This window comes from Citreimonas sp. (assembly GCF_042096055.1).
GTDB lineage: Bacteria > Pseudomonadota > Alphaproteobacteria > Rhodobacterales > Rhodobacteraceae > Citreimonas.
The window spans coordinates 18,801-45,365 of the sequence record NZ_JBELMH010000015.1; the positions used below are offsets into that span (position 1 = coordinate 18,801).

Here is a 26,565-nt window from a genome sequence, read left to right on the forward strand (position 1 = left end):
GTTCCGCCAAATCCAGCGCGGGGGGTGCCCCGCCAGTCATCATGTCAGGAGCATCCCATGGACAGCAGTACAATCGCGCAGTTCATCCCGCTGATCCTCATCTTCGCGATCATGTACTTCCTGCTGATCCGTCCCCAGCAGAAGAAGATGAAAGAGCACCAGAAGATGGTCGAGAACCTGCGCCGCGGCGACCGCGTCGTCACGCAGGGCGGGATGATCGGCAAGGTCACCAAGGTGAAGGAGGACAACGAGCTCGAGATCGAGGTCGCGCCCGAAGTCCGCGTCACCGTCATCAAGTCCACCGTCGCGCAGGTCCTGTCCAAGACCGAACCGGCCAAGGGCTGAACCCTAGATGCTTCAAGTCGATCTCTGGAAACGCGTCCTGATCTGGGCGGTCGTGGCGCTGGGCTTGGTCCTGGCGCTGCCGAACCTGTTCTACGAACGCGTCGAACGGCACAACGACGCCGAGGCGGCGATCGAGCTTGGCGCCGACACGGCCGAGAACCGCGAGGCCGCGCAGGCCTGGCCGGATTTCCTGCCCTCGGGGCTGGTGAACCTGGGCCTCGACCTGCGTGGCGGCGCGCACCTGCTGGCCGAAGTGCAGCTCGAGGACGTCTACGAGACGCGGATCGAGTCGCTGTGGCCGCAGGTCCGTGACACGCTGCGCGATGCGCGCGACGAGGTCGGCACGATCCGCCTACAGGATTCCGAGCCGGGCGTGCTGCGGGTGCGCATCTCGCAGCCCGAGGGCATGCCGCGCGCGGTCGAGCTGGTTCGCGGACTGTCGCAGCCGGTGGCCTCGGTCACGGCGGCGGGGGCGCAGAGCCTGGACGTGTCGGCGGATGGCGACGAGCTGGTCGTCACCCTGTCCGAGGCCGAGCGCCGCGCCAGCGACGACCGCACGCTGCAGCAGACGCTGGAGATCGTGCGCCGCCGCATCGACGAGGTCGGCACGCGCGAGCCCACGATCCAGCGCCAGGGCGCCGACCGCATCCTGATCCAGGTGCCGGGCATCGGCTCGGCCGCCGAACTGAAGGAGATCATCGGCACCACGGCGCAGCTGACCTTCCAGCCGGTCGTGTCGCGCACCGCGAGCGCCGACGAGAGCGCCGGCGTCGGCAACGAGATCCTGCCCTCGCTCGACGAGGAGGGCGTGTACTACGTGCTGGAACAGGCGCCCGTCGTGACCGGCGAGGACCTGGTGGACGCGCAGCCGAGCTTCGACCAGAACGGCCGGCCGGCGGTGAACTTCCGGTTCAACCCTTCGGGCGCGCGGTCCTTCGGCGACTACACGGCCGAGAACATCGGCAACCCGTTCGCCATCGTGCTGGACAACGAGGTGATCAGCGCGCCGGTGATCCAGAGCCACATTCCCGGCGGGTCGGGCATCATCACCGGCGACTTCACGGTCGAGGAATCCACGAACCTGGCGATCCTGCTGCGCGCGGGCGCGCTGCCGGCCGAGCTGACCTTCCTGGAAGAGCGGACCATCGGCCCCGAGCTGGGCCAGGACAGCATCGACGCGGGCAAGGTCGCCACGGTGGTCGCCTTCGTCGCGGTGCTGGTCTTCATGGGCCTCAGCTACGGGCTGTTCGGGCTGTTCGCCAATATCGCGCTGATCCTGAACATCGCGCTGATCTTCGGCCTGCTGTCGCTGATCGGGGCGACGCTGACGCTGCCCGGCATCGCCGGCATCGTGCTGACCGTGGGCATGGCGGTGGACGCCAACGTGCTGATCTTCGAGCGCATCCGCGAGGAGATCGCCGAGGGGCGCAAGCCCGCCCGCGCGATCGAACTGGGCTACGAGAAGGCGCTGAGCGCCATCGTCGACGCCAACCTGACCACATTCATCACCGCGCTGATCCTCTACGTGATGGGCTCGGGGCCGGTGCGCGGCTTCGCGGTGACGCTGGGCTTCGGCATCGTCACCTCGGTCTTCACGGCGATCTTCGTGACGCGGCTGCTGATCGTGCTCTGGTTCGAACGCCGCCGCCCCAAGACGATAGAGGTCTGAGATGCGCCTAAAACTGGTTCCCCAGCAGACCAACTGGGACTTCTTCTCTCGGCCGGTGCTGTGGCTGGGCATCTCGGCGCTGCTGGTGCTTTTGTCGGTGGGCAGCTTCGCGATCCGCGGGCTGAACTACGGCATCGACTTCCAGGGCGGCACGACGATCCGCACCCAGTCGGCGCAGCCGGTGGACGTGGCGGCCTACCGCGCGGCGCTGGAAGGCCTGGGCCTCGGCGACGTGGTGATCTCGGAGGTGTTCGACCCCAGCTTCGGGCCGGACCAGAACGTCGCCATGGTGCGCATCCAGGCGCAGGAAGGCCAGGAGGCCGTCAGTGCCGACGTGATCGAGCAGGCGCGCGGCGCGCTGACGGCGGTGGCCGAGGACATCCGCTTCACCTCGGTCGAATCCGTCGGGCCCAAGGTGTCGGGCGAGTTGATCCAGACGGCGTTCATCGCCGTGGCGCTCGCGATCGCGGCGGTGCTGGTCTACATCTGGCTGCGCTTCGAGTGGCAGTTCGCGCTGGGCGCGGTGGTGGCGCTGGCGCATGACGTGCTGGTGACGCTGGGCATCTTCTCGCTGCTGCAGATCCGCTTCGACCTGGCGATCATCGCGGCGCTGCTGACCATCGTGGGCTATTCGATCAACGACACGGTGGTGATCTTTGACCGGGTGCGCGAGAACCTGATCAAGTACAAGACGCGGGATCTGAAGGACCTGCTGAACCTGTCGATCAACGAGACGCTGAGCCGGACCTTCATGACCTCGGCCACCACTTTGCTGGCGCTGATCGCGCTGATCGTGCTGGGCGGCGACGTGATCCGGGGCTTCGTCTTCGCGATGATCTGGGGCGTGGTCGTGGGCACCTATTCCACGGTCTTCGTCGCCTCGGCGATCCTGCTGCGGCTGGGGGTCAAGCGCGACTGGACCAAGCCCAGCGGCGACCAGACCGACAACCAGTTCGGCGACATCGACGCCTGACGGGCCGCGGGGGCTGGTCGCGCGCCGGCCCCGGCCTTAAGTCTTGGGCGTGACAGCCGGGGAGGCCATCATGCGCATCAACGAGATCACCTTCACCGACGCCCGCCCCGTGGACGGCTACGGGCCGGGCTTCTTCCGCGTCGGCGGCGAGGTCCACGACGGCCCGCTGCTGGTCGCCGGCGGCGCGCCGCGCGCCTGGACGGGGCTGGACGACGACGCGGCGCTGCTGGACCTGGCGGGCGAGGTCGACGTGCTGTTCGTCGGCATGGGCGGCGACGTGGCGCATATCGCGCGGGACCTGCGCGGTGCACTCGAGGCCGAGGGGCTGGGCGTCGAGGTCATGAGCTCTCCGGCGGCGTGCCGGACCTACAACGTGCTGCTGAGCGAGGGCCGGCGCGTGGCGCTGGCCGCGCTGCCGGTGTGAGCGGCGCGGGCGGGGCGGGGGCGCTGCCCCTCTTGCTCCTGCGGAGCAATTCACCCCGGATTACCTGGACCAGGATGAAGGCGGCGGGCGGCGGATGCAGCTGAGGGCGCGCGACCTGTCGGTGGCGCGCGGCGGCGTGCCGGTGCTGCAGGGCGTGGATTTCGCGCTGGCGCCCGAGCGCGCGCTGGTGCTGCGGGGGCCGAACGGGTCGGGCAAGACGACGCTGCTGCGCACGGTGGCGGGGTTGCAGCCGCCGCTGGCGGGCACGGTCGAGGGCGCGGGCGAGCGCGTGGCCTATGCCGCGCATGCCGACGGCCTGAAGGCCACGCTGAGCGTCGACGAGAACCTGGCCTTCTGGGCGCGCGTCTTCGGGCGGGGCGACGTGGCGCCGGCGCGGGCGGCGTTCGACCTCGAGGACCTGCGCGACCGGCCCGCGGGCAGCCTGTCTGCGGGACAGAAGCGGCGGTTGGGGCTGGCGCGGCTGATGGTCACGGGGCGCCCGGTCTGGGTACTGGACGAGCCCACGGTGTCGCTGGACGCGGCGTCGGTCGCGCTGTTCGCCGACGCCGTGCGGGCGCATCTGGGGCAGGGCGGGTCGGCGCTGATCGCCACGCATATCGACCTGGGCCTCGACGCCGAGGTGCTGGATGTCACACCCTTCCGCGCGACGGCGCGCCTGTCGGCCGCCGACGAGGCGTTCCTGTGATCGCGCTGCTGGCCCGCGACCTGCGGCTGGCGGTGCGCGCCGGCGGCGGCTTCGGCCTCGGCCTCGCGTTCTTCCTGATCGTCACCGTGCTGGTACCCTTCGGCGTCGGCCCCGAGACGGCGATCCTGCGCGCCATCGCGCCGGGCATCCTGTGGGTGGGCGCGCTGCTGGCGTGCCTGTTGTCGCTGGACCGGATCTTCGCGCTGGATCACGAGGACGGCTCGCTCGACCTGCTGGCCACTGCCCCGCTGCCGATGGAGGGGATCGCCTTCGTCAAGGCGGCGGCGCACTGGATCACCACGGGCCTGCCGCTGGTGCTGGCCGCGCCGGCGCTGGGGGTGCTGCTGCACCTGCCGGGGCCGGGCTATGCCTGGCTTCTGGTCAGCCTGGCGCTGGGGACGCCCGCGCTGTCGGTGATCGGTACCTTCGGCGCGGCGCTGACCGTGGGCATGAAGCGCGGCGGGCTGCTTCTGTCGCTGCTGGTGCTGCCGCTCTACGTGCCGACGCTGATCTTCGGCGCCGAGGTGGCGCGCCGGGGCGCCGCAGGCCTTGCGGTCGAGACGCCGCTGCTGATGCTGGCGGGGATCAGCCTGGGCGCCGTGGCGCTGCTGCCCTTCGCCTCGGCCGCGGTGCTGCGGATCAATCTGCGGTGAAGGCCGGTTGCGCGGACCGGGAAAACCGAGTGTAAACGAGGACAGCAGGAGAGCACGCCACCCATGTCCATCTGGGAATACGCCAACCCCGTGAAGTTCATCCGCACCACGGACCGGCTGCTGCCGTGGCTGTCGGTCGCGGCGGTGGTCTGCCTTGGCGCGGGGCTGGTCTGGGGCTTTTTCTTCACGCCGGACGATTTCCGGCAAGGCTCGACCGTCAAGATCATCTACCTGCACGTGCCCGCCGCGCTGATGGCGATCAACGCCTGGCTGATGATGCTGGTCGCCTCGCTGATCTGGATCGTGCGGCGCCACCACGTCAGCGCCCTGGCCGCGCGGGCCGCGGCGCCGGTGGGCGCGGTGATGACGGTGATCGCGCTGGCGACGGGGGCGATCTGGGGCCAGCCCATGTGGGGCACCTGGTGGGCCTGGGACCCGCGGCTGACGTCGTTCCTGATCCTGTTCCTGTTCTACCTGGGCTACATGGCCCTTTGGGAGGCGGTCGAGAACGACGACACGGCGGCCGACCTGACCTCGATCCTGTGCTTGGTGGGATCGGTCTTCGCGCTGCTTTCGCGCTACGCGGTGCTGTTCTGGAACCAGGGCCTGCACCAGGGCGCGTCGCTGTCCATGGACGCCGAGGAGAACATCTCGGACGTGTTCTGGTACCCGCTGCTGGTCTGCATCGCGGGCTTCGTGGCACTGTTCGTGGCGCTGGTCTTCCTGCGCACCCAGACCGAGATCCGCGCGCGGCGCACCCGCGCGCTGCGCCTGCGCGAGAGGATGGCCTGATGCCCGACCTTGGTTCCTACGCGATCTACGTGCTGTCGTCCTACGCGGTGTCGCTGGGGCTGATCGGCGCGCTGGTCTGGGCCAGCGTCGCCCGTGCGCGGCGCGTCCGCGCGCAGCTGGACGAGATCGAGGGGAGAACGCGCCGTGGCTAGGATTTCGCCGCTGATGATCCTGCCGCCCGCGATCTTCGCGGCCTTCGCGGCGGTGGCGTTCTTCGGACTGGGACGCGAGGGCAAGGACGACCTGCCGTCGATGCTGAAGGGCCAGCCCGCGCCCGCGCTGCCCGAGACGGCGCTGCCGGGCTTCGACGGCGTGGCGCCGGGCGTGCTGCGCGACGGCGAGGTGACGCTGGTCAACTTCTGGGCCAGCTGGTGCCCGCCCTGCCGGGCCGAGCATCCGCGCCTGCTGGAGATGGCGGCCGAGGGCATCCCCATCGTCGGCGTGAACTTCAAGGATACCGAGGCCAACGCCCGGTCCTACCTGACCGACGACGGCAACCCGTTCATCGGCGTGCCGTTCGATCCGCAGGGCCGCACGGCGATCGACTGGGGCGTCACCGCCCCGCCCGAGACCTTCATCGTCGACGGCGACGGAACCGTGCTGTTCCGCTTTGCCGGGCCGCTGGTGGGCACGGATTACGAGCGCCGCTTCGTGCCGGCGCTGGAAGAGGCGCTGGCCGAGGCCGCGCCGGGGTCCTGAGCGCCTAGGGGCGGGCGCAGGTCGCCTGCGTCGGCGGGCAGGGCGCGGTCGCGTCGGACGAATTGGCCGCCGCCGCGCCGTAGATCGCCAGCACGCAGAGCGCGCCCGCCTGCAGGATCGTGATCAGTTTCATCGCATGCCTCGTCGTTTCTGGCGGCCCGTCGTCGCCGGCCCTTGTGCGGGCGGGCCGGTCGGCGCGGGCTTCTGTGCCGATATATGCCCGCGAAACGCGAAACGGATGTGAAAGATCCCGGCGGGCCGGGCCGGCGCGGGCGCGAGCGGCTGAAAATTGCCCAACGCGCGCCTTTCCGCCCAAGAAAAAGGCCCCCTGCCTGCGCAGGGGGCCTTTTCAGGTCCGGTATGGGCGGCGATCACTCGGCCGCGACGGAGGCCTTGGCCAGGTCGCGCAGCACGTAGTGCAGCACGCCGCCGTGCTCGACGTATTCACGCTCGATCGCGGTGTCGATCCGGCACTTGAGCGTGATCTCCTTGGTGGAGCCGTCCGCGTAGGTGATGGTGCAGGGCGTGTCTTGCCCGGGCTTCACGTCGTCCAGCCCGGTGATCGACACGGTCTCGTCGCCGGTCAGCTCCAGCGTCTTGCGGGTGTCGCCGCCGGTGAACTCGAACGGGATGACGCCCATGCCGACCAGGTTCGAGCGGTGGATGCGCTCGAACGATTCGGCGATCACGGCCTTCACGCCCAACAGCGCGGTGCCCTTGGCCGCCCAGTCGCGGCTGGAGCCGGCGCCGTACTGTTCGCCGCCGAAGATCACCAGCGGGGTGCCCTGCTCCTGGTAGGCCATCGCCGCGTCGTAGATCGACATCTGCGACCCGTCGGGGCCCTTGGTGTAGCCGCCCTCGACGCCGTCCAGGATCTCGTTCTTGATCCGGATGTTGGCGAAGGTGCCGCGCATCATCACCTCGTGGTTGCCGCGGCGCGAGCCGTAGCTGTTGAACTCGCGCGGGCTGACCTGGCGTTCGGTCAGGTACTTGCCGGCCGGGGTCTCGGCCTTGAAGCTGCCCGCCGGGCTGATGTGGTCGGTGGTGATCATGTCGCCCAGCAGCGCCAGGACGCGGGCGCCCTCGACGTTGCTGATGGTGCCCGGCTCGGGGTCCATGTCCTGGAAGTAGGGCGGGTTCTGCACGTAGGTCGACGAGGCCGGCCAGTCGTAGGTCTCCTGCTGGGGAACTTCGACGCCCTGCCACTTCTCGTCGCCCTTGAACACGTCGGCGTACTTCTCCTGGAAGGCCTCGCGCGTGACGGTCTTCTCGACCAGCTCGGCGATCTCCTTCTGGGTGGGCCAGATGTCCTTGAGGTAGACGGGGTTGCCGTCGTTGTCGGTGCCCAGCGGGTCGTTGGCGATGTCGATGTTCATGTCACCGGCCAGTGCGTAGGCCACGACCAGCGGCGGCGACGCCAGATAGTTGGCGCGCACGTCGGGGCTGATCCGGCCCTCGAAGTTGCGGTTGCCCGACAGGACCGAGGTGCCGATCAGGTCGTTGTCCGCGATGCACTGGCTGATCTCTTCGGCCAGCGGGCCCGAGTTGCCGATGCAGGTGGTGCAGCCGTAGCCCACGAGGTTGAAGCCGATGGCGTCCAGGTCCTCTTGCAGGTTGGCGGCCTCGAGGTAGTGCGACACCACCTGCGAGCCCGGCGCGAGCGAGGTCTTCACCCACGGCTTGCGGTTCAGGCCCTTCTCGCGCGCCTTGCGGGCGACGAGGCCGGCGCCGATCATCACGTAGGGGTTCGACGTGTTGGTGCAGGACGTGATCGAGGCGATCACGATCGAGCCGTCGTGCAGCTGGTAATGGCCGTCCTTGGTCTTGACGAAGCCGCGCTTGTGATGGCCCTCGTCGCCGGGGATATCGACCGGCTCGGGCGCGCCGCCCTCGCCTTCCCAGCGGCCCTCGGCCACGACGTTGACGTCCTTGCCAGCGCGGATGCCCTTGACGTACTCGCCGAACGCCTTCGCGGCCTTGTCGAGCGCGATGTAGTCCTGCGGACGCTTGGGGCCCGAGATCGCCGGGACGATCGTGTCCATGTTCAGCTTCAGCGTGTCGCTGTAGACCGGTGCATAGTCGGCGTCGCGCCACATGCCGTTGGCCTTGGCGTACTGCTCGACCAGGGCCACGCGGTCCTTGTCGCGGCCGGTCTGCGTCAGGTAGCGCAGCGTCTCGTCGTCGATCGGGAAGAAGCCGCAGGTGGCGCCATATTCCGGTGCCATGTTGGCGATCGTCGCGCGGTCGGCCAGCGGCAGGTGATCGAGGCCGTCGCCGAAGAACTCGACGAACTTGCCGACGACGCCCTTCTCGCGCAGCATCTCGACGACCTTCAGCACGAGGTCGGTGCCGGTGGTGCCTTCCATCATGCGGCCGGTCAGCTCGAAGCCGACGACTTCGGGGATCAGCATGCTGATCGGCTGGCCCAGCATCGCGGCCTCGGCCTCGATGCCGCCCACGCCCCAGCCCAGCACGGCGGCGCCGTTGACCATGGTGGTGTGGCTGTCGGTGCCGACGAGCGTGTCGGGATAGGCAACCTTTTCACCGTTTTGGTCGGTGTCGGTCCAGACCGTCTGGGCAAGGTATTCCAGGTTCACCTGGTGGCAGATGCCGGTGCCGGGGGGCACGACGCGGAAGTTGTCGAACGCGGTCTGGCCCCACTTGAGGAAGGTGTAGCGCTCCATGTTGCGCTCGTACTCGCGGTCGACGTTCATCTGGAACGCGCGCGGGTTGCCGAACTCGTCGATCATGACCGAGTGGTCGATGACCAGGTCCACCGGGTTCAGCGGGTTGATCTTCTGCGCGTCGCCGCCGAGCGCCTTGATCCCGTCGCGCATCGCGGCGAGGTCGACGACCGCCGGCACGCCGGTGAAGTCCTGCATCAGCACGCGGGCGGGGCGGTACGCCAGCTCGCGGTCGCCCTTGCCGCCGTTTTCGGCCCAGTCCGAGAACGCCTTGATGTCGTCGGTGGTGACGGTCTTGCCGTCCTCGAAGCGCAGCATGTTCTCGAGCACGACCTTGAGCGCCGCGGGCAGCCGCGAGAAGTCGCCCAGGCCCGCCTCTTGCGCCGCGGGAATGGAGTAGTAGGCGAGGGTCGAGCCGCCCGCCGAAAGCGTTCTGCGCGTGCCCGCGCTGTCGTGTCCGACCGTGATGGGCATGGATCTCTCCGTCTGGCTGATGCGTGTGATGGCTGCCTGCTATCTGCATCATGCCAATGCACCGATCAAGGGGGTGCGGCGATTTTGTATACCGTCGCACACAGTTTGGGCGCGGGGCCTGTCGCGCGCCTGCCGTAACGGTGCATCGCAATTCGTTGATTGTTCAACGGCCGCGGCGTCGGTTACATGATGGCGGCCATGATCGGGGGGCCTTGCCAGATGCGAACGCTGTTTGCCGCCATCGTCGTCCTGTGCCTCGGCGCACCGGGCGCGCTGCTGCCCGACCGCGCGCACGCGCAGGGCGACAACCCGGTGGTGGTGGAGCTGTTCACGTCGCAGGGCTGTTCCTCGTGCCCGCCGGCAGACGCGTTCTTGGCGCAGCTGGCCGAGCAGCGCGACGACGTGATCGCCCTGGCGCTGCATGTGGATTACTGGGACTACATCGGCTGGCCGGACCGCTTCGCGCAGCACGCCTTCACCAAGCGGCAGAAGGGCTATGCCCGCGCCGGGGGGTGGAAGACGCTCTACACGCCGCAGGCGGTGATCGACGGCCAGCACCACGCGGTGGGCTCGCGCACCGGGCAGGTGTCGGCGTTGGTGGACCAGCACGCCGCGCGGCCGTCGCCGGTGGCGCTCGAGATCGCGCGCGACGGCGAGACGCTGCAGATCCGCGCGATGCCCAAGGACGGGCCGGTGGGGCCGGTGGACGTGCACGTGGTGCGCTATACCGACAGCGCCGAGGTCGACATCCCCAGCGGCGAGAACGCCGGCAAGCGGCTGACCTATACGCACATCGTCGAGGAATGGGACGTGGCCGCGCGCTGGGACGGGACCGGAGAGTTTACCGCCGCGGTGCCCGTCACCGGCCCGGCGGGCGTGGTGGTGCTGGTGCAGTCCGCCGGCTACGGGCCCATACTGGCCGCCGCGCGCTTGCGCTGACGGCGGGCCTGGCGCTGGGGCTTCCAGCGGCGGTGTATCCAGAACCACTGGCCGGGATCGGCCTCGATCCGCGCCTCGAGCCGGCGGGTCGCCTCCTCCATCATCGCGCGGGGATCACCGTGATCGATTGGTGCCTCGAACACCGCGTCGAAGCTGGTGCCGTCGGGTTGGCGGATGCCGAAGAACGGCACCATCAGCGCGTTGGTGCGCAGCGCGATCTCGGCCGCCGACAGCAGCGTGGGCGCCGGCCGGCCGAGGAAGTCGATGGGCACGCCCGCGCTGTCGTAGACGTCGAACAGCAGCACGCCCATCCCGCCGTCGCGGATGTGGCGCAGCAGGCCCATCGTGCCGCGCCGGCCCTGTTCGAAGACCGGGTCCGACAGCGCGTGCATGTTGGCGGCGTAGTGCGCGTTGAAGAACGGGTTGGCCATCGGGCGGTAGAGCCCGCCGATGCGGTAGCCGCGGGCCACCAGCGCCGCGCGGGGGGCCTCGAAATTGCCGTAATGCCCGGTGACGAACAGCACCGGACGGCCCGCGGCGCGGGCGTCCTCGACCGCCGCCAGGCCGTCGCCGCGCACCGGCGCCGTGCGCATCCGGGCGACGAGGCCCGCCGGGTCGTAGTTCTCGATCATCGTGCGGCCGGCATTGTCGGCCACGGCGCGGGCAATGCGGCGCTTCTCGGCCTCGGGCAGGTCGGGCCAGACATGGGCGAGGTTCGCCATCGCGCGTTCCTGCCAGCCCAGCAGCGGGGCCAGCGTGCGCATCGCGCGGCCCATCAGGGCCAGGCGCGGGCGCAGCGGCAGGGCCAGCGCGGCACCGATCAGGCCGCGGATCGCGAGATCGCTGGCGCGGTCGCGGCGCGGGTTGCGCGGCGCCCGGGGCCGTTTCTGTCGGTCTGGTCGTGACACGCGTCCACCCACAAGGCTGCGTTCCTCCTAAACGCAGCGCCGCGGATCGACAAGCCGGGGGGCGGGCAAGCGCCGATCCCCGCCGGAATCGTCAGTCGCCGTCTTCCTCGTCGGGGCGGCGCAGGGTGATCTCGCCGCTGTCGATCAGCTGGCGGATCACGGCGATCACGTCGGTCATCGCGCGCTCGCCCGTCTTGGTGCCGACCTTGCCCAGCGCCTCGGCGTCCTCCTCCAGCGTGGCGGCCATGCGCTTCGAGATGTTGGCCTTGATGAACTCGACCGCGGCGCGGTCCTCGTCGTTCTCGGCGGCGGCGAAGGCGGTGGACATGACCTCGGCCGGGACGTCGCGGGTGATCTTGGGCACGTCCTCGGGCTTGATGCGGTTGGGGATGGTGCCGAACGTGAAGATCGCCTTGCGCACGCGGTCGGCGAACTGCGCATCGTCCTGTTCCAGCGCGCCCAAAAGGGTTTCGCGCGCGGCCGAGGTCGAGAAGTTGAGGATCTCGCCCAAGCGCTCGTCGGGCCGGGCCTTGAACGCCTTGGGCGGCTCGGCATCGAGCTGCGTGGCGATCGACAGGCCGATGCGGTCGACCGCGTCGGGGGTGACGCCGGTGGTCATCGACACGGCGTAGCTGATCTGGCGCGCGCGGTCGCCGGGCAGCTTGGCCAGCACGTCGGCGGCGCGGGCGACGTCGATCTTGGACATCATCACCGCGGCGACCTGGATGGATTCGTTGCTGACGAGATGCACCAGCTTCTCGACGTCGAGCGCGTTGATCCGCTTCCACGGATCGCCGATCTGGCGCACGCCGGCCTCTTTGCGCAGGCGGATCGCGGTCTGCGCGCTGATCTTGCCCTCGAGCGCGTCGAGCGCGCCGGCGATGTGGCCGGGGAAGGACAGGCCCACGCCGGCCAGTTCCTCGACGAATTCCTCGATCACCGCGTGCAGGGTGGTACGGTCGATGTAGCGCATCTTGCCCAGCAGCACGGTCAGTTCGGTCTGGTGCTCGTCGGGCAGCGAGGACAGCGGGATGTCGGCGCCCTCGTTGAGCAGGACCTGGACGATGATGGCCGCCTTCGCCTTGCGCGACAGCAGGCTTGCGTCGCGGACCACGCCGGGCGCCGGAAGGGCGGCCGCGGCCGCGGCGGCGGTGAGGGCAGGCATGCGGGTCATGGTGCGGGCAGCTCCGTCAGGTTGCGCGCGCGGCCGGGTCTCCGCGCCCCGCAACGGTTAGCCCGAACAGGTTTCCGCACTGTTAAGCGCGTTTGCGAAAAGCGTCCGCCAAGTCCCTTGTCCGCAACGGAAACGTCGCGACGGGCCATGCCGTAAAACAAACGGGGCGGCCCGAAGGACCGCCCCGTCATGTGTTGGAAGGGCCGGGATCAGCCGGACACGACCGTGCAGGTGTTGGTCTCGGTGTCGAGGACCATGCCGTCGGCGCAGCTCATGGCCTGTTCGTGTCCACCGTAGCAGGCGGCCGAGGCCAGCGCGGGCATCAGCACGAGCGTGGCGGCGGCGAAAATCGTTCTGATCATCGTCTGTCGTCCTTTTGCTGGATGCCCCGAAGGTAGCACGCGCTGACCTAGCGTCAAAACGCGTTTCGCGATCCTGTCCCTCACGGTCGCGCGAGGGGCTGAAAATTGCGCAGCCTCAGCTTTCGCCGAACACCCGGGCGAAGATCGTGTCCACGTGCTTGGTGTGGTAGCCGAGGTCGAACTTCTCGTTGATCTGCTCCTCGGACAGCGCGGCGCGCACCTCCGGGTCGGCCAGCAGCTCTTCGCGGAAATCGGTGCGGTGGTCCCAGACCTTCATCGCGTTGCGCTGCACCAGGCGGTACGCATCCTCGCGCGACACGCCGGCCTGGGTCAGCGCCAGCAGCACGCGCTGCGACATCACGAGGCCGGGGAACTTGTTCATGTTGTCGAGCATGTTCTGCGGGTAGACCAGCAGCTTGTCGATCACGCCGGTCAGCCGGTGCAGCGCGAAGTCGAGCGTGATCGTGGTGTCGGGGCCGATGTTGCGCTCGACCGAGCTGTGCGAGATGTCGCGCTCGTGCCAGAGCGCCACGTTCTCCATCGCCGGGATCACCGCCATGCGCACCAGCCGCGCGAGGCCGGTCAGGTTCTCGGTCAGCACCGGGTTCTTCTTGTGCGGCATGGCGGACGAGCCCTTCTGCCCCATCGAGAAGAACTCGGCCGCTTCCAGCACCTCGGTGCGCTGCATGTGGCGGATCTCGGTCGCGACGTTCTCGACGCTCGAGGCGATCACGCCCAACGTGGCGAAGAAGGCGGCGTGGCGGTCGCGCGGGATGACCTGCGTGCTGATCGGCTCGGGCACGAGGCCCAGCTTGTCGCAGACATGCTCCTCGACCGCGGGGTCGATGTTTGCGAAGGTGCCGACGGCGCCGCTGATCGCCCCCGTGGCGATCTCGGCGCGCGCGTCGCGCATGCGCGACAGGTTGCGGTCCATCTCGGCGTAGAAGCGCGCGAAGGTCAGGCCCATGGTCGTGGGCTCGGCGTGGATGCCGTGGCTGCGGCCGATCCGGACCGTGTCCTTGTGCTCGTAGGCGCGGCGCTTGAGCGCGGCCAGCAGCCCCTCGAGATCGGCGATCAGGATGTCGGCGGCGCGCACGAGCTGCACGTTGAACGTGGTGTCGAGCACGTCCGAAGAGGTCATCCCCTGGTGGACGAAGCGCGCCTCGTCGGCGCCCACGATCTCGGCCAGATGGGTGAGGAAGGCGATCACGTCGTGCCGGGTCTCGGCCTCGATCGCGTCGATGCGGGCGACGTCGAACTCGACGTCCTTGGCCTTCCATACGGCCTCGGCGTTCGCCTTCGGGATGACGCCAAGCGCCGCCTGCGCGTCGCAGGCATGGGCCTCGATCTCGAACCAGATGCGGAACTTGGTCTCGGGGCTCCAGATCGCGGTCATCTCGGGGCGGGAATAGCGGGGGATCATCGGCGGGCCTTTCGCAACGTCACGGGTTGGCGGCGTCATAGGCCGCGCGCGTCCGGGCGACAAGCGATTGCAGCGGCGCGATTGCGGGCCGGCGCGGCGCGTGCCATCACCGGCGCCATGAGCGATACGGGGCAGGGCAGGGGTCTGGCCGACTTCATCGGCGCCTGGCGGCTGGAGCGCGAGATCCGGCACGCCGACGGCAGCGTCGCGCGCTTTTCGGGCCGCGCCGAGTGGCGGCCCGAGGGCGATGGCGCGCGGTGCGTCGAGACCGGCACCCTGACGCTGCCCGACGGCACGGCCGTGCAGGCCGGGCGCAACTACCTGTGGGACGCGGACCTGAATGTGCAGTTCGGCGACGGGCGGTTCTTCCACGCGGTGCCGCCCGCGGGCGGCGCGGCCGCGCACGATTGTCCCCCCGACCGCTACGAGGCCACCTACGACTTCGCCGACTGGCCGCGCTGGCGCTGCACCTGGCGGGTGCGCGGGCCGCGCAAGGATTACGTCATGCTGGGCACGTACGCGCGCGCGGATTAAGCGCCTCAAAACACGGCGCTTTCGGCATGCGCGGGCCGGTATGCCGATGTATTCCTGTAACGGTTTGATTGTGCTTGATAAATCGCCTTTACTTCGGCGCGGCCCCGGTTAGGTTGGCGACAAAGGAAAGGGACGCGATGCCGCCGATCCAGGACCACCCGCTGCGCTACCAGCTGGCCAACGAGCTGCACGCCCGGCCCTTCCCGTCGCTGCAGGTGCCGTGCCGCGCGGTCTACCTTGCGATCAAGAAGGCGCGGGCGGCCGCCGCGCGCGACCGGGCGCTGGACCTGCAGCACCTGACCGACCTGCTGGACCGCTACGGCACCGCGCATCCGCAGCCGGGGGCCACGCATTTCTCGGGCCGGATCGGGCGGCACCTGCTGAAATGGGAGCAGCATACCGAGTTCGTCACCTACACGGTCTTCCTGCAGGGCATGGGCGAGCGGCCGTTCGATCCGAAGGATTTCGAGGTCTTCCCCGACAGCTGGCTGGACGAGGCGCCGGGCGTGCGCGTCACCTCGGCGCTGCTGCGGGTGATCCCGCGCCCCGACGACGCCGCGATCGGTGACGCGGTGCAGGACTGGTTCGTGCCCGAAAGCGTCGCCGTCAGCCGGGTGATCGACGACGACGCGGTGGTGGCGGGCGATTTCCGCATCGACGTCGCCGGGCACCAGCGGTTCGCCGTGTTCACCAGCGAGGGGATCGGCCAGCGCCGCGTGGGCCGGATCGTCCAGCGCCTGTGCGAGATCGAGACCTACAAGACCATGTCGATGCTGGGCTTTTCCCGGGTCAAGCAGATCGGCCCACGGATGGGCGAGATCGACGAGGAGCTGAGCCGCCTGATGGAGGCGATGACCCACGGCGAGGGCCCCGAGGAGGAGACGCTGAAGCAGCTTCTGAGCGTGTCCGCCGAGCTCGAGAGCCTGTCGGCGCATGTCTCGTTCCGCATGGGCGCGACCGGCGCCTACGAGGCGATCGTCGGCCAGCGGATATCCGTGCTGCGCGAGGAGCGATTCCAGGGACGCCAGACCTTCGCCGAGTTCATGATGCGGCGGTTTGATCCGGCGATGCGCACTGTGAAGTCGGCGCAGACGCGGCTGGTCACGATGGCCGAACGCGCCACGCGCGCCGCGGACTTGCTGCGCACGCGGGTCGAGGTGGGCCGCTCGGCCCAGAACCAGCAGCTTCTGGAAAGCATGAACAAGCGCGCCGAGCTGCAGCTGCGATTGCAGAAGACGGTCGAGGGATTGTCGGTGGTGGCGATCAGCTACTACGCAGTGTCGCTGGCGGGTTACCTGCTCTATCCGCTGGCGGAGTATCTCGACCTGTCGCGGGGCATGCTCACCGCGCTGGTGACGGTGCCGGTGGTCGTGCTGGTCTGGACGATGATCCGGCGCATCCGGCATTCGATGGAGAAGGCGGGGCCGGATCTTTAGCACGCCTTTCGCGGCGCACGATCGCTGAAACGGCGACGGGGAGGGCTGTCTGCCCTCCCCGAACCCGTCCCGAGGATATTTCGGGACCAAAGAAGCGCCTGGTTATTCCGCCGGTTGCGCCAGGAATCGGGCGCCCGCGGCACGGCCCAGGGCGGCATGCGTCAGCAGCGCGCCCACGGCGATCGCGCCGAGTGCGAGGATCGCGGCCAGCGACAGGGTCGGCACGCCCGCAAGGCCCGCGCCCACGGTGCAGCCGCCCGCCAGCACGCCGCCCAGGCCCATCAGCGCGCCGCCGGTCAGGTAGCGGCCGGTTTCGCGCGGGGACGAGAAGCTGGCCCAGGCGAAGCTGCGGAACGCCAGCGACGACACCAGGCTGCCCGCCAGCACGCCGCCGATTAGGCCGACGCCGAAGCCCGCAGGGATCGAGGTGGACGCGACGGTCCAGAACAGCGTGTCGGCCCAGGGTGAGGTGAAGCTGAGGCTTTCCATCGCGATCGGGTCGAAATCGTCGTAGAGGATCAGGCCCGTGCCGACCCAGGCCAGCGGGACCAGCGCGCCGATGGCGGCGCCGCCCAGCAGGGTCGTCAGGCGGCTGCCCGACCGGAAGGCCAGCGCCAGCGCGCCCAGCGCGATCAGCGCGGCCCAGACCGGCGCGCCGCCCGGCAGCGCGGCAAGCGACACGCCGTCGCCCATCGGCAGGGTCCAGGACCCCAGCGTGGTGCGCACCGGCGCCAGCACGCCCTTGAGCGTCGCGTGCGCCACGACCGCGAAGACCAGCAGCACGGCCACGGCGCGAAGGTTGCCGGTGGCGGTCAGCACCGTCAGGCGCGACGCGCAGCCGCGGGCCAGCACCATGCCCGCGCCGAACAGCAGCCCGCCCACGGCGATGGCCACGACAGGTACATGAGACGTCATGAAGCGGTGGTCGGCGAAGTCGATCCAGCCGGCCAGCGCCGCCGCCTGCGTGCCCAGCACGCCGACGGCCAGCGCGGTCATCCACACGCCCAGCGCCTGCCGGCGATCGGTGCCCACCAGCGAGCGGCGGAAGCAGAAGCCGGTGCGCTCGGCCAGCACGCCGAAGGCGAGGCCGAGCATGGCGGCGAAGACGACCGCCGCCTGCGGCGCGGTCAGGCTGGTGATGCCGAGGGTCTCGTACATGTCAGGTGCTCCCGCTTCGGATTACCGCCGTTAGATGGCGCGGCGTTGACGCTTCGGCAAGCGCCGCGCGGGCGCGGTGCTAGCGAGCCGGGGGAACGCCGGTCCCGCGCCTGCGGTTCGATACGGAACGCATGTTTTGCGCGAACGCGCGGTGTAAGGCCGCCCGTTCGGGCAGGCGCGGCAGCCATGACGCGCGTCCTTTTTTGGCCCGCGCGCGCCGGTATCGCCTAGCGGCCGCGGATCCGCGGATCGAGCGCGTCGCGCAACCCGTCGCCGAGGTAGTTGACGCTCAGCACGGTCAGCGAGATGGCGACGCCGGGCAGGATCACGCGCTCGGGGAACTGCTCCATCCGCGTGACGGCGTCGGCCAGCATCTTGCCCCAGGTGGGGAAGTCCGACGGGAAGCCCACGCCGAGGAAGGACAGCGCGCTTTCGGTGATGATCGCCGTGGCGAGGCCCAGTGCGGCCGAGACCATGATCGGCGACAGCACGTTGGGCAGCAGGTGGCGCGAGATGATGCGCCGGCTGGTGGTGCCGATCGAGCGCGCGGCCAACACGAACTCGCGCTCCTTGATGGCCAGGACGTCGCCGCGCACGATGCGCGCGGTGGGCATCCACGAGGTGACGGCGATGACCGTGACGATCAGGATGAACATGCCGCCCTCGGGGCCGAAATTCGCGTTGAGCGGCTGCCGGAACAGCGTCACCGCGACAAGCAGCAGGGGCAGGATCGGCAGCGACAGGAACAGGTCGGTCATCCGCATCAGCGGCCCGTCGAGACGCTTGAAGTATCCCGCGATGACGCCGATCGCCGTGCCGATCACCAGGCTCAGCAGCATCGCAGCCCAGCCCACCGCCATCGAGGCGCGCCCGCCCGCGATCAGCTGCGCCAGCTGGTCGCGGCCCAGCTGGTCCGAACCCAGCGGCTTGGCCCAACTGACCTTGGCCGAGGAATCCCAGATCGCGGTGTAGATCGGGCGCATGTCCTTATTGCGGATGTCGATCTGCTGCGGATCGACCGTCCAGATGAACGGGCCGACCAGCACCGCCAGCGTGATGAACAGCAGAAAGCCAGCGCCGAACAGGGCGCCCTTGTGCTTGCGCAACTGGTCCCAGACGTCGCGCCACTGGCTGCGCGGCGGGCGCGAGGGTTCGCGGTCGCGCAGCGCCTCGATGGCGATCTCGTCCGGGGCGGGCGACGCGGCGACGGGTTCAGTCATAGCGGATCCTCGGGTCGAGCACGCCGTAGAGGATGTCGGCGATCAGGTTGAACAGCACGATCAGCACGGCGAAGAAGAAGGTCACGGTCATCACCATCGGCAGGTCGTTGGCGAAGAGCGCGGTGATCAGCAGCTGGCCGATGCCGTTCACCTTGAACACCTGCTCGGTGATGATGGCGCCGCCGAAGATGGCCGGCACGCCCAGCGCGATCACGGTCACCACCGGGATCATCGAGTTGCGCAGCACGTGCACCATCACGGTGACCGCCTCGGAAAGGCCCTTGGCGCGGGCGGTGCGGACGTAGTCCTGGTTGAGGTTGTCCAGCATCGAGGCGCGCATGTAGCGCGACAGCTGGGCGGTGATCTGCAGCGCCAGTACCATGACCGGCATGATCATCTGCTGAAGCTGCACCTTGAAGCTTGCCCAGTCGTTCACGACGTGGGTGGTGTCGTAGATCGACGGGAACCAGCCGAGCTGGACCGAGAAGATCACGATCAGCAGCGGGCCGGTGAAGAACGGCGGCACCGAAAAGCCGATCATCGTGACGAACGTGCCGGCCTGGTCGAAGACCGAGTATTGGCGATACGCCGAATAGATGCCGATGGGCAGCGCGATCAGGATGCCCACGATATAGGCGATGCCGACCACCTTCAGCGTCTGCGGGATGCGCTGGATGATGATGTCCATCACCGGGCTGCGGGTCTGCCACGAGATCACGCGCAGCTGTCCGTCGTAGAGGCTGGTGTCCGGCAGCCAGCCCAGCAGCCAGCTTTCGCGGGTCAGCCAGTCGATCAGGACCTGCGGCTCGATCCACATCACCTGGACCAGCCATTTCCAGTACTGCACCAGAGGCGGCTCGCCGAGGCCCAGCGCCTCGCGCATCTTCTGTTTCACTTCCGGCGGCACGGTCAGCGGGACCTGCGCCATCGGATCGCCGGGCGCCAGTTGCAGCAGCATGAAGATGACGAAGCTGATGAACAGCAGCGTCGGAATCGACAGGATCAGACGTCGTGTCGCGTATGTCAGCATCAGCGTCCCCGGTATCGCCGTGTTGATAGACGACCTTTCAGCAACGAGGGGCGGGGATCAACCCGCCCCTCGCGAAAGGTGCAGAAGGCGCGGCGGGAGGGCCCGCCGCTGCCCGCGGATTACTCGTCGATGCGGTACCAGTCGGCCGCGTTCCACAACTCGCTGTCCCAGGTGTTCAGCTCGACGCCGCCCAGCGTGTTGGAATGCGCCGAGACGCGGCCGCGGTCCACCAGCGGAATGATCGTGTGGCTTTCCTTGGTCAGCATGTCGTTGAGCTTCTTGGCGATCTCGCCGCGCGCGGTGAGTTCACCGGTGCGGGCCAGTTCGTCGAGCAGCGCGTCGTATTCCTCGTTGCAGAAGCGGTTGATGTTCTCGCCCTGCCACTGGCTGGACGGCTTCGGCTCGTTGCCGCAGCGGTACATCGAGAGGTACGATTGCGGGTCGGTGCCGTCGAAGTTGTTCGCGTACATCTCGACGTCCGCGTAGAACTTCTGGAACGTGTCCGGGCTGCCCGGGTCGCCGCCGAAGAAGACCGACGAGTCGACGTTGCGCAGCTCGGTCTCGACGCCGATCTGGCTCCACCAATCCTTGATCAGGGCCTGGAAGTCCTGGCGCACGGCGTTGGTCGAGGACTGGAACAGCAGGCTCAGACGCTCGCCGTCCTTCTCGCGCACGCCGTCGCCGTCGGTGTCGGTCCAGCCGGCCTCTTCCAGCAGCGCGCGGGCGCCCTCGAGATCCTGCTCGAGGCACTCGGTGTTGTCCGAGGCATAGAGCTCGGGCGCGGGCACCAGGTTGCACGTGGCGCGGCCGGCCTGGCCGTAACCGACCTCGACCAGCAGGTTGCGGTCGATCGCCTTGGACAGCGCCTCGCGCACGCGCACGTCGGTCAGGATCGGGTGCGGATGGGCGACGGTCGAACGCTCGCCCTCGGGCAGGTCGGGCGACGGGTCGGTTAGGTTCGCCTCGATCCGCTCGACCAGCGTGCCGAAGGCGGCGACGGCCTGGCCCTGACCGCCCTCTTCCATGCGGGCGATGACGTCGGGCGCCAGCTGCAGGTTCCAGGCGTAGTCGTATTCGCCCGTCTCCATCACGGCGGTGCCGGCCGCGGCCGCGTCGCCGCCGCCCTTGAACGTCACCGACGCGAAGGCGGGCTTGGCGGGGTCACGGTAGTTCGGGTTCGCCGACAGCGTGATCACGTCGTTCGGGCGGAACTCGTCCACCACGAAGGGTCCGGTGCCGATCGGGTTGAAGTTCGCCTCGGTGCAGGACGAGGCATTCGCGCCCAGGCACTGCTCGAACTGCGCCTTCTGGATGATCGGCGACTGGCCGCCCATGAAGGGGCCGTAGGGGTTGGGCATCGGCTGGTCGAAGTTCACGCGGACGGTGCGGTCGTCCAGCGCCTCGACCGACTCGACGCCGGTGAACTTGGCGAGCTGCGCGCAGCCGCCTTCGGGATGCATGCAGTATTCGGCGGTGAACTTGACGTCCTCGGCGGTCACCGGGGTGCCGTCGGACCACAGCAGGCCTTCCTTCAGCGTCCAGGTAATCGAGGTCAGATCCTCGGACACGCCGCCGTTCTCAACCGTCGGGATCTCTTCGGCGAGGTAGGGGACCAGCGCGCCGGTCGGGTCGTAGCGGCCCAGCGGCTCGATCACGAGGCTCGCGGCCTCGATGTCCTTGGTGCCGCCCGACAGGTACGGCGTCATGATCGACGGGGCCTGCCAATAGATGATGCGCACTTCGCCGTCGCTGGCCCGCTGCGCCTGCGCCATCGGCGCAAGTGCCACGGCCGCCGCGGCGCCGAGCATCAGGGATTTCAATCTCATTGCACTCTCCATGTTGGACGGGTCCGGTTTGACCTCCGGCCCCTTTTTGCTTTTGCGCGGACCGGCTTGGACCTCCGGCCGCCCTTGGTCAAGCGGATCGCCGCGGGCGCGCCCCGTGCGGCCCAAACCGGCGATCCGCCGTCATCGAAACCACCGCAGCGGGAAAATGCAAGCGTTGCCTTGCGTCGCGTGGCGGGATGTTTGACACCCTCGATCCGCCGGGGCTAGCGTCGGCGCGATCGTCCAGGGACAGACCACACATGCTCGATTCCGCGCCGCGAGGCCCCATTGCCCAGATCGACCGCCTGCGCGTCGAGTTCGAGACCAAGGACGGCCGCGTCGTCGGGGTCGAGGACGTGTCCTTCGACATCAACGCGGGCGAGACCGTCTGCGTGGTGGGCGAATCCGGGTCCGGCAAATCCGTGTCCTCGCTGTCGCTGATGCGGCTGATCGAGTACGGCGGCGGCACCATCGCCGGCGGGCGGATGCTGTTCGACCGCAAGACCGGCGACGAGCTGGACCTGACGACCGCCGACCAGTCGCTGATGCGCACCATCCGCGGCAACGAGATCGGCATGATCTTCCAGGAGCCGATGACCGCGCTGAACCCGGTCTTCACCGTGGGCAAGCAGCTGACCGAGGGGCTGCGCGTGCACCGCGGCATGTCGCGAAAGCAGGCCGAGGCGCGCGCGCTGGAACTGCTGCGCGAGGTGCGCATCCCCGAGCCCGAGCGGCGCCTGCAGCAATACCCGCACGAATTGTCCGGCGGCATGCGCCAGCGCGTGGTGATCGCCATGGCCATGGCCTGCAAGCCGCGCCTGCTGATCGCGGACGAGCCGACGACCGCGCTCGACGTCACCATCCAGGCCGAGATCCTGGCCCTGATGGACCGCCTGAAGCGCGAGACCGGCACCGCGGTGATGTTCATCACCCACGACATGGCGGTCGTGGCGCAGATGGCCGACCGCGTCGTGGTGATGTTCCGCGGCAACAAGGTCGAGGAAGGCACCGTCGAGGACATCTTCGAGCGGCCGCAGCATCACTACACGCAGGCGTTGCTGGCCGCCGTGCCGAAACTGGGCGAGATGACCGGCAAGGATCATCCCGAGCCGATGAAGCTGTTCGGCCGCACCGACCAGAAGATCGAGCCGATCCCCGGCCGCGACGAGCCGCTGCTGACCGTGAAGGGGCTGACCACGCGCTTTCCCGTGCGCGGCGGCTTCTTCCGGCGCCACGTCGCCAACGTGCACGCGGTCGAGGACGTGTCCTTCACGCTCAACAAGGGCCAGACGCTCAGCCTCGTGGGTGAATCCGGCTGCGGCAAGTCCAGCGCGGGCCGGTCGATCCTGCGGCTGGTCGAGCCCACCTCGGGCACGATCGACCTCGACGGCACCGACGTCATGGCGCTGTCGCAGCGCGGCCTGCGCGACGCGCGGCGCGAGATGCAGATGATCTTCCAGGATCCCTTCGCCTCGCTCAACCCGCAGATGCAGCTGGCCGACCAGGTGGCCGAGCCGATCCACAATTACGGCACCGCCAAGGGCAGCGCCGTGATGGACCGGGTGGCGGGCCTGTTCGACCGGGTCGAGCTGCCGCGCAGCTTCATGCGCCGCTTCCCGCACGAGCTGTCCGGCGGCCAGCGCCAGCGCATCGCCATCGCCCGCGCGCTGGCGCTCAACCCCAAGCTCATCGTCGCGGACGAGGCGGTTTCCGCGCTGGACGTCAGTGTGCAGGCGCAGGTGCTGAACCTGATGATGGAACTGCAGGCCGAACTGGAGCTGTCCTACGTCTTCATCAGCCACGACATGGCCGTGGTCGAGCGCGTCAGCCACAATGTCGGCGTAATGTATCTGGGCCGGATCGTCGAGCTGGGCCCCCGCCGCGCGGTGTTCGAGGACCCGCAGCACCCCTATACCCGCGCGCTGATGAAGGCGGTGCCAATCGCCGACCCGCGCCGGCGCAAGTCCGAGAAGGACCTGAACTTCAAGCCGATCCCGTCGCCGATCCACCCGGTGGGTCACCAGGCCGCGCCGTCGGAATACGCCGAGGTCAGCCCGGGGCATTTCGTGCTGACCACCGACAGCGGGTACTGACGCAGGCCGGACGGGCAGGGGCGCTGCCCCTCTTGCTCCTGCGGAGCAATTCACCCCGGGATATTTGAAGACCAAAGAAGGGCAGGGCGATGCGGCGCTGGATCGGACGGGTCGTGAAAGCCTTCGGCGCGCTGGTCGTCGTGCTTGTGCTGGCCGGCTGCGCCGCGCAGCTGTGGTTCTCGCGCGCGGGCGACCTGCCGCCGCCGGCGCCGGGCGGGCTGCGCGTGGTCAGCCACAACGTGCATTACATCCTTCTGGGCCGCGACACCGGCCCGTGGTCACGCGGCGACTGGGAGGCGCGGAAATTCGCGCTCGACGCCGCGTTCAAGGATCTCGACGCCGATATCGTCGCCTTTCAGGAGATGGAGAGCTTCCGGCGCGGTTCGGACGGGTCGGTCAACCTGGCGCGCGACTGGCTGCTGGCGCGCAACCAGGGATGGCGGGCTGCGGCCACGGGCGACTGGCGCGACTTCCCCTCGACGCAGCCGATCCTGTACCGCGCCGACCGGCTGAGCCTGCGCGACCAGGGCTGGTTCTTCTTCTCGGACACGCCTGACGTGATCTACTCGCGCACCTTCGACGGCTCCTACCCGGCCTTCACGTCCTGGGCCGAGTTCGCCGACCCCGAGGGCCGCGTGTTCCGCGTCTACAACCTGCACACCGACTGGGCGAGCGGCGAGAACCGCCTGCGCTCGGCCGCGCTGGTGCGCGACCGGGTGGCGCCGGTGATCGCGGACGGCATGCCGGTGATCGTGCTGGGCGATCTCAACGCGCTGCACGGCGCGCCGACGATGGACCGGATTGCCGAGGCCGGCCTGCGCTTTCCCCGCGTGCCGGGGGCCACGGGGCATTTCGACCGCGGTATCCACCTCTTTGGCGCGATCGATCATATCGGCCTGTCGGACCGCATCGGCCTGCTGGCCGGGCCCTTCGTCATGCAGCGCCGCTACGACGGGGTCTGGCCGTCCGATCACCACCCGGTGGTGGTCGATGTGGCGCTGCCCTGACCTTGTGCCCGGCGGGGCGGCGCGCCTAAGGTGCGCGCGACCCGACCAGACCCCTTCCGGCAGGAGATCCCCATGGCCAAACGGCATTCCCCGCGCGACATCCTCGACCGGCTGGTCGAGTTTCCCACCGTCTCGCGCGACAGCAACCTTGGCCTGATCAACTGGGTCGAGGATTACCTGACCGACCACGGCATCGTCTGCCACCGCCACTGGAACGAGGCGCGCGACAAGGCGGCGCTGTTCGCCCATGTGGGACCCGAGGTCGAGGGCGGCGTGATCCTGTCCGGCCACACCGACGTCGTGCCGGTCGACGGTCAGGCCTGGACGACCGAGCCGTTCTCGGTGACCGAGCGGGACGGCAAGCTTTATGGCCGCGGCACCACCGACATGAAGGGCTTCGACGCGCTGGCGATCTGGGCGCTGGTCGAGGCGCAGCATCGCGGCGTGTCGCGCCCGCTGCAGATCGCGCTCAGCTACGACGAGGAGGTCGGCTGCACCGGCGCCCCGCCGCTGATCGAGTCGATGGCCGCGCTGCCGCGCGCCTCGGACGTGCTGGTCGGAGAGCCCACGTCGATGCGCGTGGTGACCGGCCACAAGGGCGGCGTCAGCTACTGGGTGCACGTGCACGGGTTCGAGGTGCATTCGTCGATCCTCGACCAGGGCGTGTCGGCGATCATGTGGGGCGCCAAGCTCATCGACTGGGCCAACCAGGTGAACGACGAACAGGCCGCGGCCGAGCCCCAAGGCATGGCCGGGCTGTTCGTGCCGCCCTACACCAACGTGCACGTGGGCCAGATCCACGGCGGCACCGCGCACAACATCACCGCCAAGGATTGCGAGTTCGGCCTGGGCTTCCGCGTCGTGCCGGGCGAGACGCTGGACCAGTGGCGCGCGCGCGTCACCGACAAGGCCGCCGAGCTGACCCAAGCGATGCAGGCCGTGCGCCCCGAGACGCGCATCGAGCTGATCGAGAAGTTCGCCCTGCCGCCCTTCGCGCCGACCGAGAACAACGGCGCCGAGGCGCTGGCCCGGCAGATCACCGGCGACAACTCGGACAATCACGTCAGCTATGGCACCGAGGCGAGCCATTTCCAGGTCGCCGGCTACGACGCCGTCGTTTGCGGGCCCGGCGACATCGCCGTCGCGCACCAGCCCGACGAATACATCACCGTGGCGCAGTTCCAGGACGGTCACCGCTTCATGGAGCGCCTGCTGGAGACGCTGAAGTGACGTTTCCCTTCCGCCTGCCGGACGCGCCGGAATTCGCGGGCCCGCTGCCCGGGGAGGCCGACATCGTGGTGATCGGCGGCGGGGTGATCGGCGTCTGCACGGCGCTGTTCGCCGCGCGCAAGGGGCACCGGGTGGTGCTGCTGGAAAAGGGCCGCGTCGCGGCCGAGCAATCCAGCCGCAACTGGGGCTGGGTCCGCGTTCAGGGCCGCGACCTGGCCGAGATTCCGGTGGCGCAGGAAAGCCAGCGGCTGTGGCAGGAGCTCGACGCCGAATGCGGCGGACGGCTGGGCCTGCGCACCCTGGGTGTCACCTACCTGGCCCGGGACGAGGCGCAGATGGCAGCCTATGCCGACTGGGCGGCGCAGGCGAAACCCTTCGGCGTCGACTCGCGGCTTCTGAGCCGGGACGAGGCGACCGACCTGCTGGGTGGCGCGCAGGGCGACTGGGTCGGCGCGCTGCACACCGCCAGCGACATGAAGGCCGAGCCCTGGGTCGCCGTGCCGGAACTGGCGCGCCTCGCGCGCGAGGCCGGCGTGACCATCATCGAGGCCTGCGCCGTGCGCGGCCTCGACCTGCAGGCGGGCCGCGTCGCGGGTGTCATCACCGAGGCAGGGCGGATCAAGGCATCTTCGGTGGTGCTGGCGGGCGGCGCGTGGTCGTCGCTGTTCCTGCGCCGCCACGCGATCGACATCCCGCAGCTGTCCGTGCGCTCGACCGCGATGGCGACGGGGCGCGTGCCGCAGGTGGTCAGCACCGCCTCGGTCAGCTGGGCGATGGCGATGCGCCCGCGCGACGACGGCGGCGTG

General features: G+C 69.2%; 26 protein-coding genes. 16 read left to right on the forward strand and 10 right to left on the reverse strand.

The annotated features are described in order from the left end of the window. The first annotated feature begins 57 nt into the window (after positions 1-57). The 9 genes from yajC to ACFDTC_RS05680 all read left to right on the forward strand — a co-directional run bounded on the left by yajC (position 58) and on the right by ACFDTC_RS05680 (position 6,261). Positions 58-345, forward strand: coding sequence for a preprotein translocase subunit YajC (gene yajC, locus ACFDTC_RS05640; RefSeq protein ID WP_375257901.1), 288 nt, complete (start codon positions 58-60; stop codon positions 343-345). Between the two features lie 7 nt (positions 346-352). Further along, a complete protein-coding gene (gene secD / locus ACFDTC_RS05645) occupies positions 353-2,014 on the forward strand; it encodes a protein translocase subunit SecD (RefSeq protein WP_375257902.1) in 1,662 nt (553 codons plus the stop codon). 1 nt (position 2,015) lies between these two features. Beyond that, the gene (gene secF, locus ACFDTC_RS05650) at positions 2,016-2,987 is read left to right on the forward strand and encodes a protein translocase subunit SecF (RefSeq protein WP_375257903.1); all 972 of its coding nucleotides are present in this window, start codon (positions 2,016-2,018) and stop codon (positions 2,985-2,987) included. 70 nt (positions 2,988-3,057) lie between these two features. Beyond that, positions 3,058-3,411, forward strand: a complete 354-nt coding sequence (locus ACFDTC_RS05655) for an Mth938-like domain-containing protein (protein ID WP_375257904.1) — start codon at positions 3,058-3,060, stop codon at positions 3,409-3,411. 94 nt (positions 3,412-3,505) lie between these two features. Continuing rightward, complete coding sequence (gene ccmA, locus ACFDTC_RS05660; protein WP_375257905.1) at positions 3,506-4,117, forward strand: heme ABC exporter ATP-binding protein CcmA; 612 nt, start codon at positions 3,506-3,508, stop codon at positions 4,115-4,117. Next, complete coding sequence (gene ccmB / locus ACFDTC_RS05665; protein ID WP_375257906.1) at positions 4,114-4,770, forward strand: heme exporter protein CcmB; 657 nt, start codon at positions 4,114-4,116, stop codon at positions 4,768-4,770. The genes ccmA and ccmB overlap by 4 nt, the downstream gene beginning before the upstream one ends. A gap of 63 nt (positions 4,771-4,833) precedes the next feature. Further along, positions 4,834-5,562, forward strand: a complete 729-nt coding sequence (locus ACFDTC_RS05670; protein ID WP_375257907.1) for a heme ABC transporter permease — start codon at positions 4,834-4,836, stop codon at positions 5,560-5,562. Continuing rightward, positions 5,562-5,714, forward strand: a complete 153-nt coding sequence (ccmD, locus tag ACFDTC_RS05675; RefSeq protein WP_375257908.1) for a heme exporter protein CcmD — start codon at positions 5,562-5,564, stop codon at positions 5,712-5,714. The genes ACFDTC_RS05670 and ccmD overlap by 1 nt, the downstream gene beginning before the upstream one ends. After that, positions 5,707-6,261 (forward strand): DsbE family thiol:disulfide interchange protein, encoded by a 555-nt coding sequence (locus ACFDTC_RS05680; protein ID WP_375257909.1) that lies wholly within the window; start codon positions 5,707-5,709, stop codon positions 6,259-6,261. Before ccmD ends, ACFDTC_RS05680 begins: the two co-directional genes overlap by 8 nt. A 4-nt stretch (positions 6,262-6,265) precedes the next feature. Here ACFDTC_RS05680 and ACFDTC_RS05685 read toward each other — a convergent pair whose 3' ends face one another. Both ACFDTC_RS05685 and acnA read right to left on the reverse strand, forming a co-directional pair. Beyond that, positions 6,266-6,394 carry a hypothetical protein gene (locus tag ACFDTC_RS05685; protein ID WP_375257910.1) on the reverse strand — a complete coding sequence of 43 codons (129 nt, stop codon included), beginning with the start codon at positions 6,392-6,394 and terminating at the stop codon, positions 6,266-6,268. Positions 6,395-6,632: 238 nt separating this feature from the next. After that, positions 6,633-9,419 carry an aconitate hydratase AcnA gene (gene acnA / locus ACFDTC_RS05690; protein ID WP_375257911.1) on the reverse strand — a complete coding sequence of 929 codons (2,787 nt, stop codon included), beginning with the start codon at positions 9,417-9,419 and terminating at the stop codon, positions 6,633-6,635. A 219-nt stretch (positions 9,420-9,638) separates the two neighbouring features. Between acnA and ACFDTC_RS05695 the strand changes: the two genes are divergently transcribed. Then, positions 9,639-10,358, forward strand: a complete 720-nt coding sequence (locus ACFDTC_RS05695; RefSeq protein WP_375257912.1) for a DUF1223 domain-containing protein — start codon at positions 9,639-9,641, stop codon at positions 10,356-10,358. On the opposite strand, the gene ACFDTC_RS05700 is transcribed toward ACFDTC_RS05695, so the two are convergent. From ACFDTC_RS05700 to purB, 4 genes are all read right to left on the reverse strand, one after another. Then, positions 10,322-11,191 carry a lysophospholipid acyltransferase family protein gene (locus tag ACFDTC_RS05700; RefSeq protein WP_375257929.1) on the reverse strand — a complete coding sequence of 290 codons (870 nt, stop codon included), beginning with the start codon at positions 11,189-11,191 and terminating at the stop codon, positions 10,322-10,324. The genes ACFDTC_RS05695 and ACFDTC_RS05700 overlap by 37 nt on opposite strands. A 166-nt stretch (positions 11,192-11,357) precedes the next feature. Further along, positions 11,358-12,431 (reverse strand): flagellar motor switch protein FliG, encoded by a 1,074-nt coding sequence (locus tag ACFDTC_RS05705; RefSeq protein WP_375257913.1) that lies wholly within the window; start codon positions 12,429-12,431, stop codon positions 11,358-11,360. A gap of 218 nt (positions 12,432-12,649) precedes the next feature. Continuing rightward, entirely contained in the window at positions 12,650-12,802 is a 153-nt protein-coding gene (locus ACFDTC_RS05710; protein WP_375257914.1) for a hypothetical protein, read from the reverse strand. 115 nt (positions 12,803-12,917) lie between these two features. After that, positions 12,918-14,225, reverse strand: coding sequence for an adenylosuccinate lyase (gene purB, locus ACFDTC_RS05715; RefSeq protein ID WP_375257915.1), 1,308 nt, complete (start codon positions 14,223-14,225; stop codon positions 12,918-12,920). A 117-nt stretch (positions 14,226-14,342) separates the two neighbouring features. Between purB and ACFDTC_RS05720 the strand changes: the two genes are divergently transcribed. Next, the gene (locus ACFDTC_RS05720; RefSeq protein ID WP_375257916.1) at positions 14,343-14,759 is read left to right on the forward strand and encodes a DUF6314 family protein; all 417 of its coding nucleotides are present in this window, start codon (positions 14,343-14,345) and stop codon (positions 14,757-14,759) included. A gap of 137 nt (positions 14,760-14,896) precedes the next feature. After that, positions 14,897-16,195, forward strand: a complete 1,299-nt coding sequence (locus ACFDTC_RS05725; RefSeq protein WP_375257917.1) for a DUF3422 family protein — start codon at positions 14,897-14,899, stop codon at positions 16,193-16,195. A 102-nt stretch (positions 16,196-16,297) separates the two neighbouring features. Here ACFDTC_RS05725 and ACFDTC_RS05730 read toward each other — a convergent pair whose 3' ends face one another. The 4 genes from ACFDTC_RS05730 to ACFDTC_RS05745 all read right to left on the reverse strand — a co-directional run bounded on the left by ACFDTC_RS05730 (position 16,298) and on the right by ACFDTC_RS05745 (position 21,429). Beyond that, positions 16,298-17,353, reverse strand: coding sequence for a YeeE/YedE family protein (locus ACFDTC_RS05730; RefSeq protein WP_375257918.1), 1,056 nt, complete (start codon positions 17,351-17,353; stop codon positions 16,298-16,300). A gap of 227 nt (positions 17,354-17,580) precedes the next feature. Beyond that, a complete protein-coding gene (locus tag ACFDTC_RS05735; protein WP_375257919.1) occupies positions 17,581-18,573 on the reverse strand; it encodes an ABC transporter permease in 993 nt (330 codons plus the stop codon). Then, entirely contained in the window at positions 18,566-19,603 is a 1,038-nt protein-coding gene (locus ACFDTC_RS05740; protein WP_375257920.1) for an ABC transporter permease, read from the reverse strand. The genes ACFDTC_RS05735 and ACFDTC_RS05740 overlap by 8 nt, the downstream gene beginning before the upstream one ends. A gap of 119 nt (positions 19,604-19,722) precedes the next feature. After that, the gene (locus ACFDTC_RS05745; protein WP_375257921.1) at positions 19,723-21,429 is read right to left on the reverse strand and encodes a peptide ABC transporter substrate-binding protein; all 1,707 of its coding nucleotides are present in this window, start codon (positions 21,427-21,429) and stop codon (positions 19,723-19,725) included. Between the two features lie 260 nt (positions 21,430-21,689). Between ACFDTC_RS05745 and ACFDTC_RS05750 the strand changes: the two genes are divergently transcribed. The 4 genes from ACFDTC_RS05750 to ACFDTC_RS05765 all read left to right on the forward strand — a co-directional run. After that, positions 21,690-23,522: a dipeptide ABC transporter ATP-binding protein gene (locus ACFDTC_RS05750; protein ID WP_375257922.1), complete on the forward strand. Its 1,833-nt coding sequence runs from the start codon at positions 21,690-21,692 to the stop codon at positions 23,520-23,522. Positions 23,523-23,611: 89 nt separating this feature from the next. After that, positions 23,612-24,529: an endonuclease/exonuclease/phosphatase family protein gene (locus ACFDTC_RS05755; protein WP_375257923.1), complete on the forward strand. Its 918-nt coding sequence runs from the start codon at positions 23,612-23,614 to the stop codon at positions 24,527-24,529. Positions 24,530-24,601: 72 nt separating this feature from the next. Next, positions 24,602-25,759, forward strand: a complete 1,158-nt coding sequence (gene argE, locus ACFDTC_RS05760) for an acetylornithine deacetylase (protein ID WP_375257924.1) — start codon at positions 24,602-24,604, stop codon at positions 25,757-25,759. Continuing rightward, positions 25,756-26,565 (forward strand): NAD(P)/FAD-dependent oxidoreductase (locus tag ACFDTC_RS05765; protein WP_375257925.1); only part of this gene is annotated, 810 nt, incomplete at its 3' end. The genes argE and ACFDTC_RS05765, both read left to right, overlap by 4 nt.

Bases quoted from the DNA above. Each gene is read 5' to 3' on its own strand.
- secD (WP_375257902.1), top strand. From the start codon at position 353: ATGCTTCAAGTCGATCTCTGGAAACGCGTCCTGATCTGGGCGGTCGTG.
- ACFDTC_RS05730 (WP_375257918.1), bottom strand. From the start codon at position 17,353: ATGTACGAGACCCTCGGCATCACCAGCCTGACCGCGCCGCAGGCGGCG.
- secF (WP_375257903.1), top strand. From the start codon at position 2,016: ATGCGCCTAAAACTGGTTCCCCAGCAGACCAACTGGGACTTCTTCTCT.
- acnA (WP_375257911.1), bottom strand. From the start codon at position 9,419: ATGCCCATCACGGTCGGACACGACAGCGCGGGCACGCGCAGAACGCTT.
- ACFDTC_RS05685 (WP_375257910.1), bottom strand. From the start codon at position 6,394: ATGAAACTGATCACGATCCTGCAGGCGGGCGCGCTCTGCGTGCTGGCG.
- ACFDTC_RS05695 (WP_375257912.1), top strand. From the start codon at position 9,639: ATGCGAACGCTGTTTGCCGCCATCGTCGTCCTGTGCCTCGGCGCACCG.
- ccmD (WP_375257908.1), top strand. From the start codon at position 5,562: ATGCCCGACCTTGGTTCCTACGCGATCTACGTGCTGTCGTCCTACGCG.
- ACFDTC_RS05750 (WP_375257922.1), top strand. From the start codon at position 21,690: ATGCTCGATTCCGCGCCGCGAGGCCCCATTGCCCAGATCGACCGCCTG.
- ACFDTC_RS05710 (WP_375257914.1), bottom strand. From the start codon at position 12,802: ATGATCAGAACGATTTTCGCCGCCGCCACGCTCGTGCTGATGCCCGCG.
- ACFDTC_RS05705 (WP_375257913.1), bottom strand. From the start codon at position 12,431: ATGCCTGCCCTCACCGCCGCCGCGGCCGCGGCCGCCCTTCCGGCGCCC.
- ACFDTC_RS05740 (WP_375257920.1), bottom strand. From the start codon at position 19,603: ATGCTGACATACGCGACACGACGTCTGATCCTGTCGATTCCGACGCTG.
- purB (WP_375257915.1), bottom strand. From the start codon at position 14,225: ATGATCCCCCGCTATTCCCGCCCCGAGATGACCGCGATCTGGAGCCCC.
- ACFDTC_RS05725 (WP_375257917.1), top strand. From the start codon at position 14,897: ATGCCGCCGATCCAGGACCACCCGCTGCGCTACCAGCTGGCCAACGAG.
- argE (WP_375257924.1), top strand. From the start codon at position 24,602: ATGGCCAAACGGCATTCCCCGCGCGACATCCTCGACCGGCTGGTCGAG.
- ACFDTC_RS05720 (WP_375257916.1), top strand. From the start codon at position 14,343: ATGAGCGATACGGGGCAGGGCAGGGGTCTGGCCGACTTCATCGGCGCC.
- ACFDTC_RS05735 (WP_375257919.1), bottom strand. From the start codon at position 18,573: ATGACTGAACCCGTCGCCGCGTCGCCCGCCCCGGACGAGATCGCCATC.
- ACFDTC_RS05745 (WP_375257921.1), bottom strand. From the start codon at position 21,429: ATGAGATTGAAATCCCTGATGCTCGGCGCCGCGGCGGCCGTGGCACTT.
- ACFDTC_RS05655 (WP_375257904.1), top strand. From the start codon at position 3,058: ATGCGCATCAACGAGATCACCTTCACCGACGCCCGCCCCGTGGACGGC.
- ccmA (WP_375257905.1), top strand. From the start codon at position 3,506: ATGCAGCTGAGGGCGCGCGACCTGTCGGTGGCGCGCGGCGGCGTGCCG.
- yajC (WP_375257901.1), top strand. From the start codon at position 58: ATGGACAGCAGTACAATCGCGCAGTTCATCCCGCTGATCCTCATCTTC.
- ACFDTC_RS05755 (WP_375257923.1), top strand. From the start codon at position 23,612: ATGCGGCGCTGGATCGGACGGGTCGTGAAAGCCTTCGGCGCGCTGGTC.
- ACFDTC_RS05670 (WP_375257907.1), top strand. From the start codon at position 4,834: ATGTCCATCTGGGAATACGCCAACCCCGTGAAGTTCATCCGCACCACG.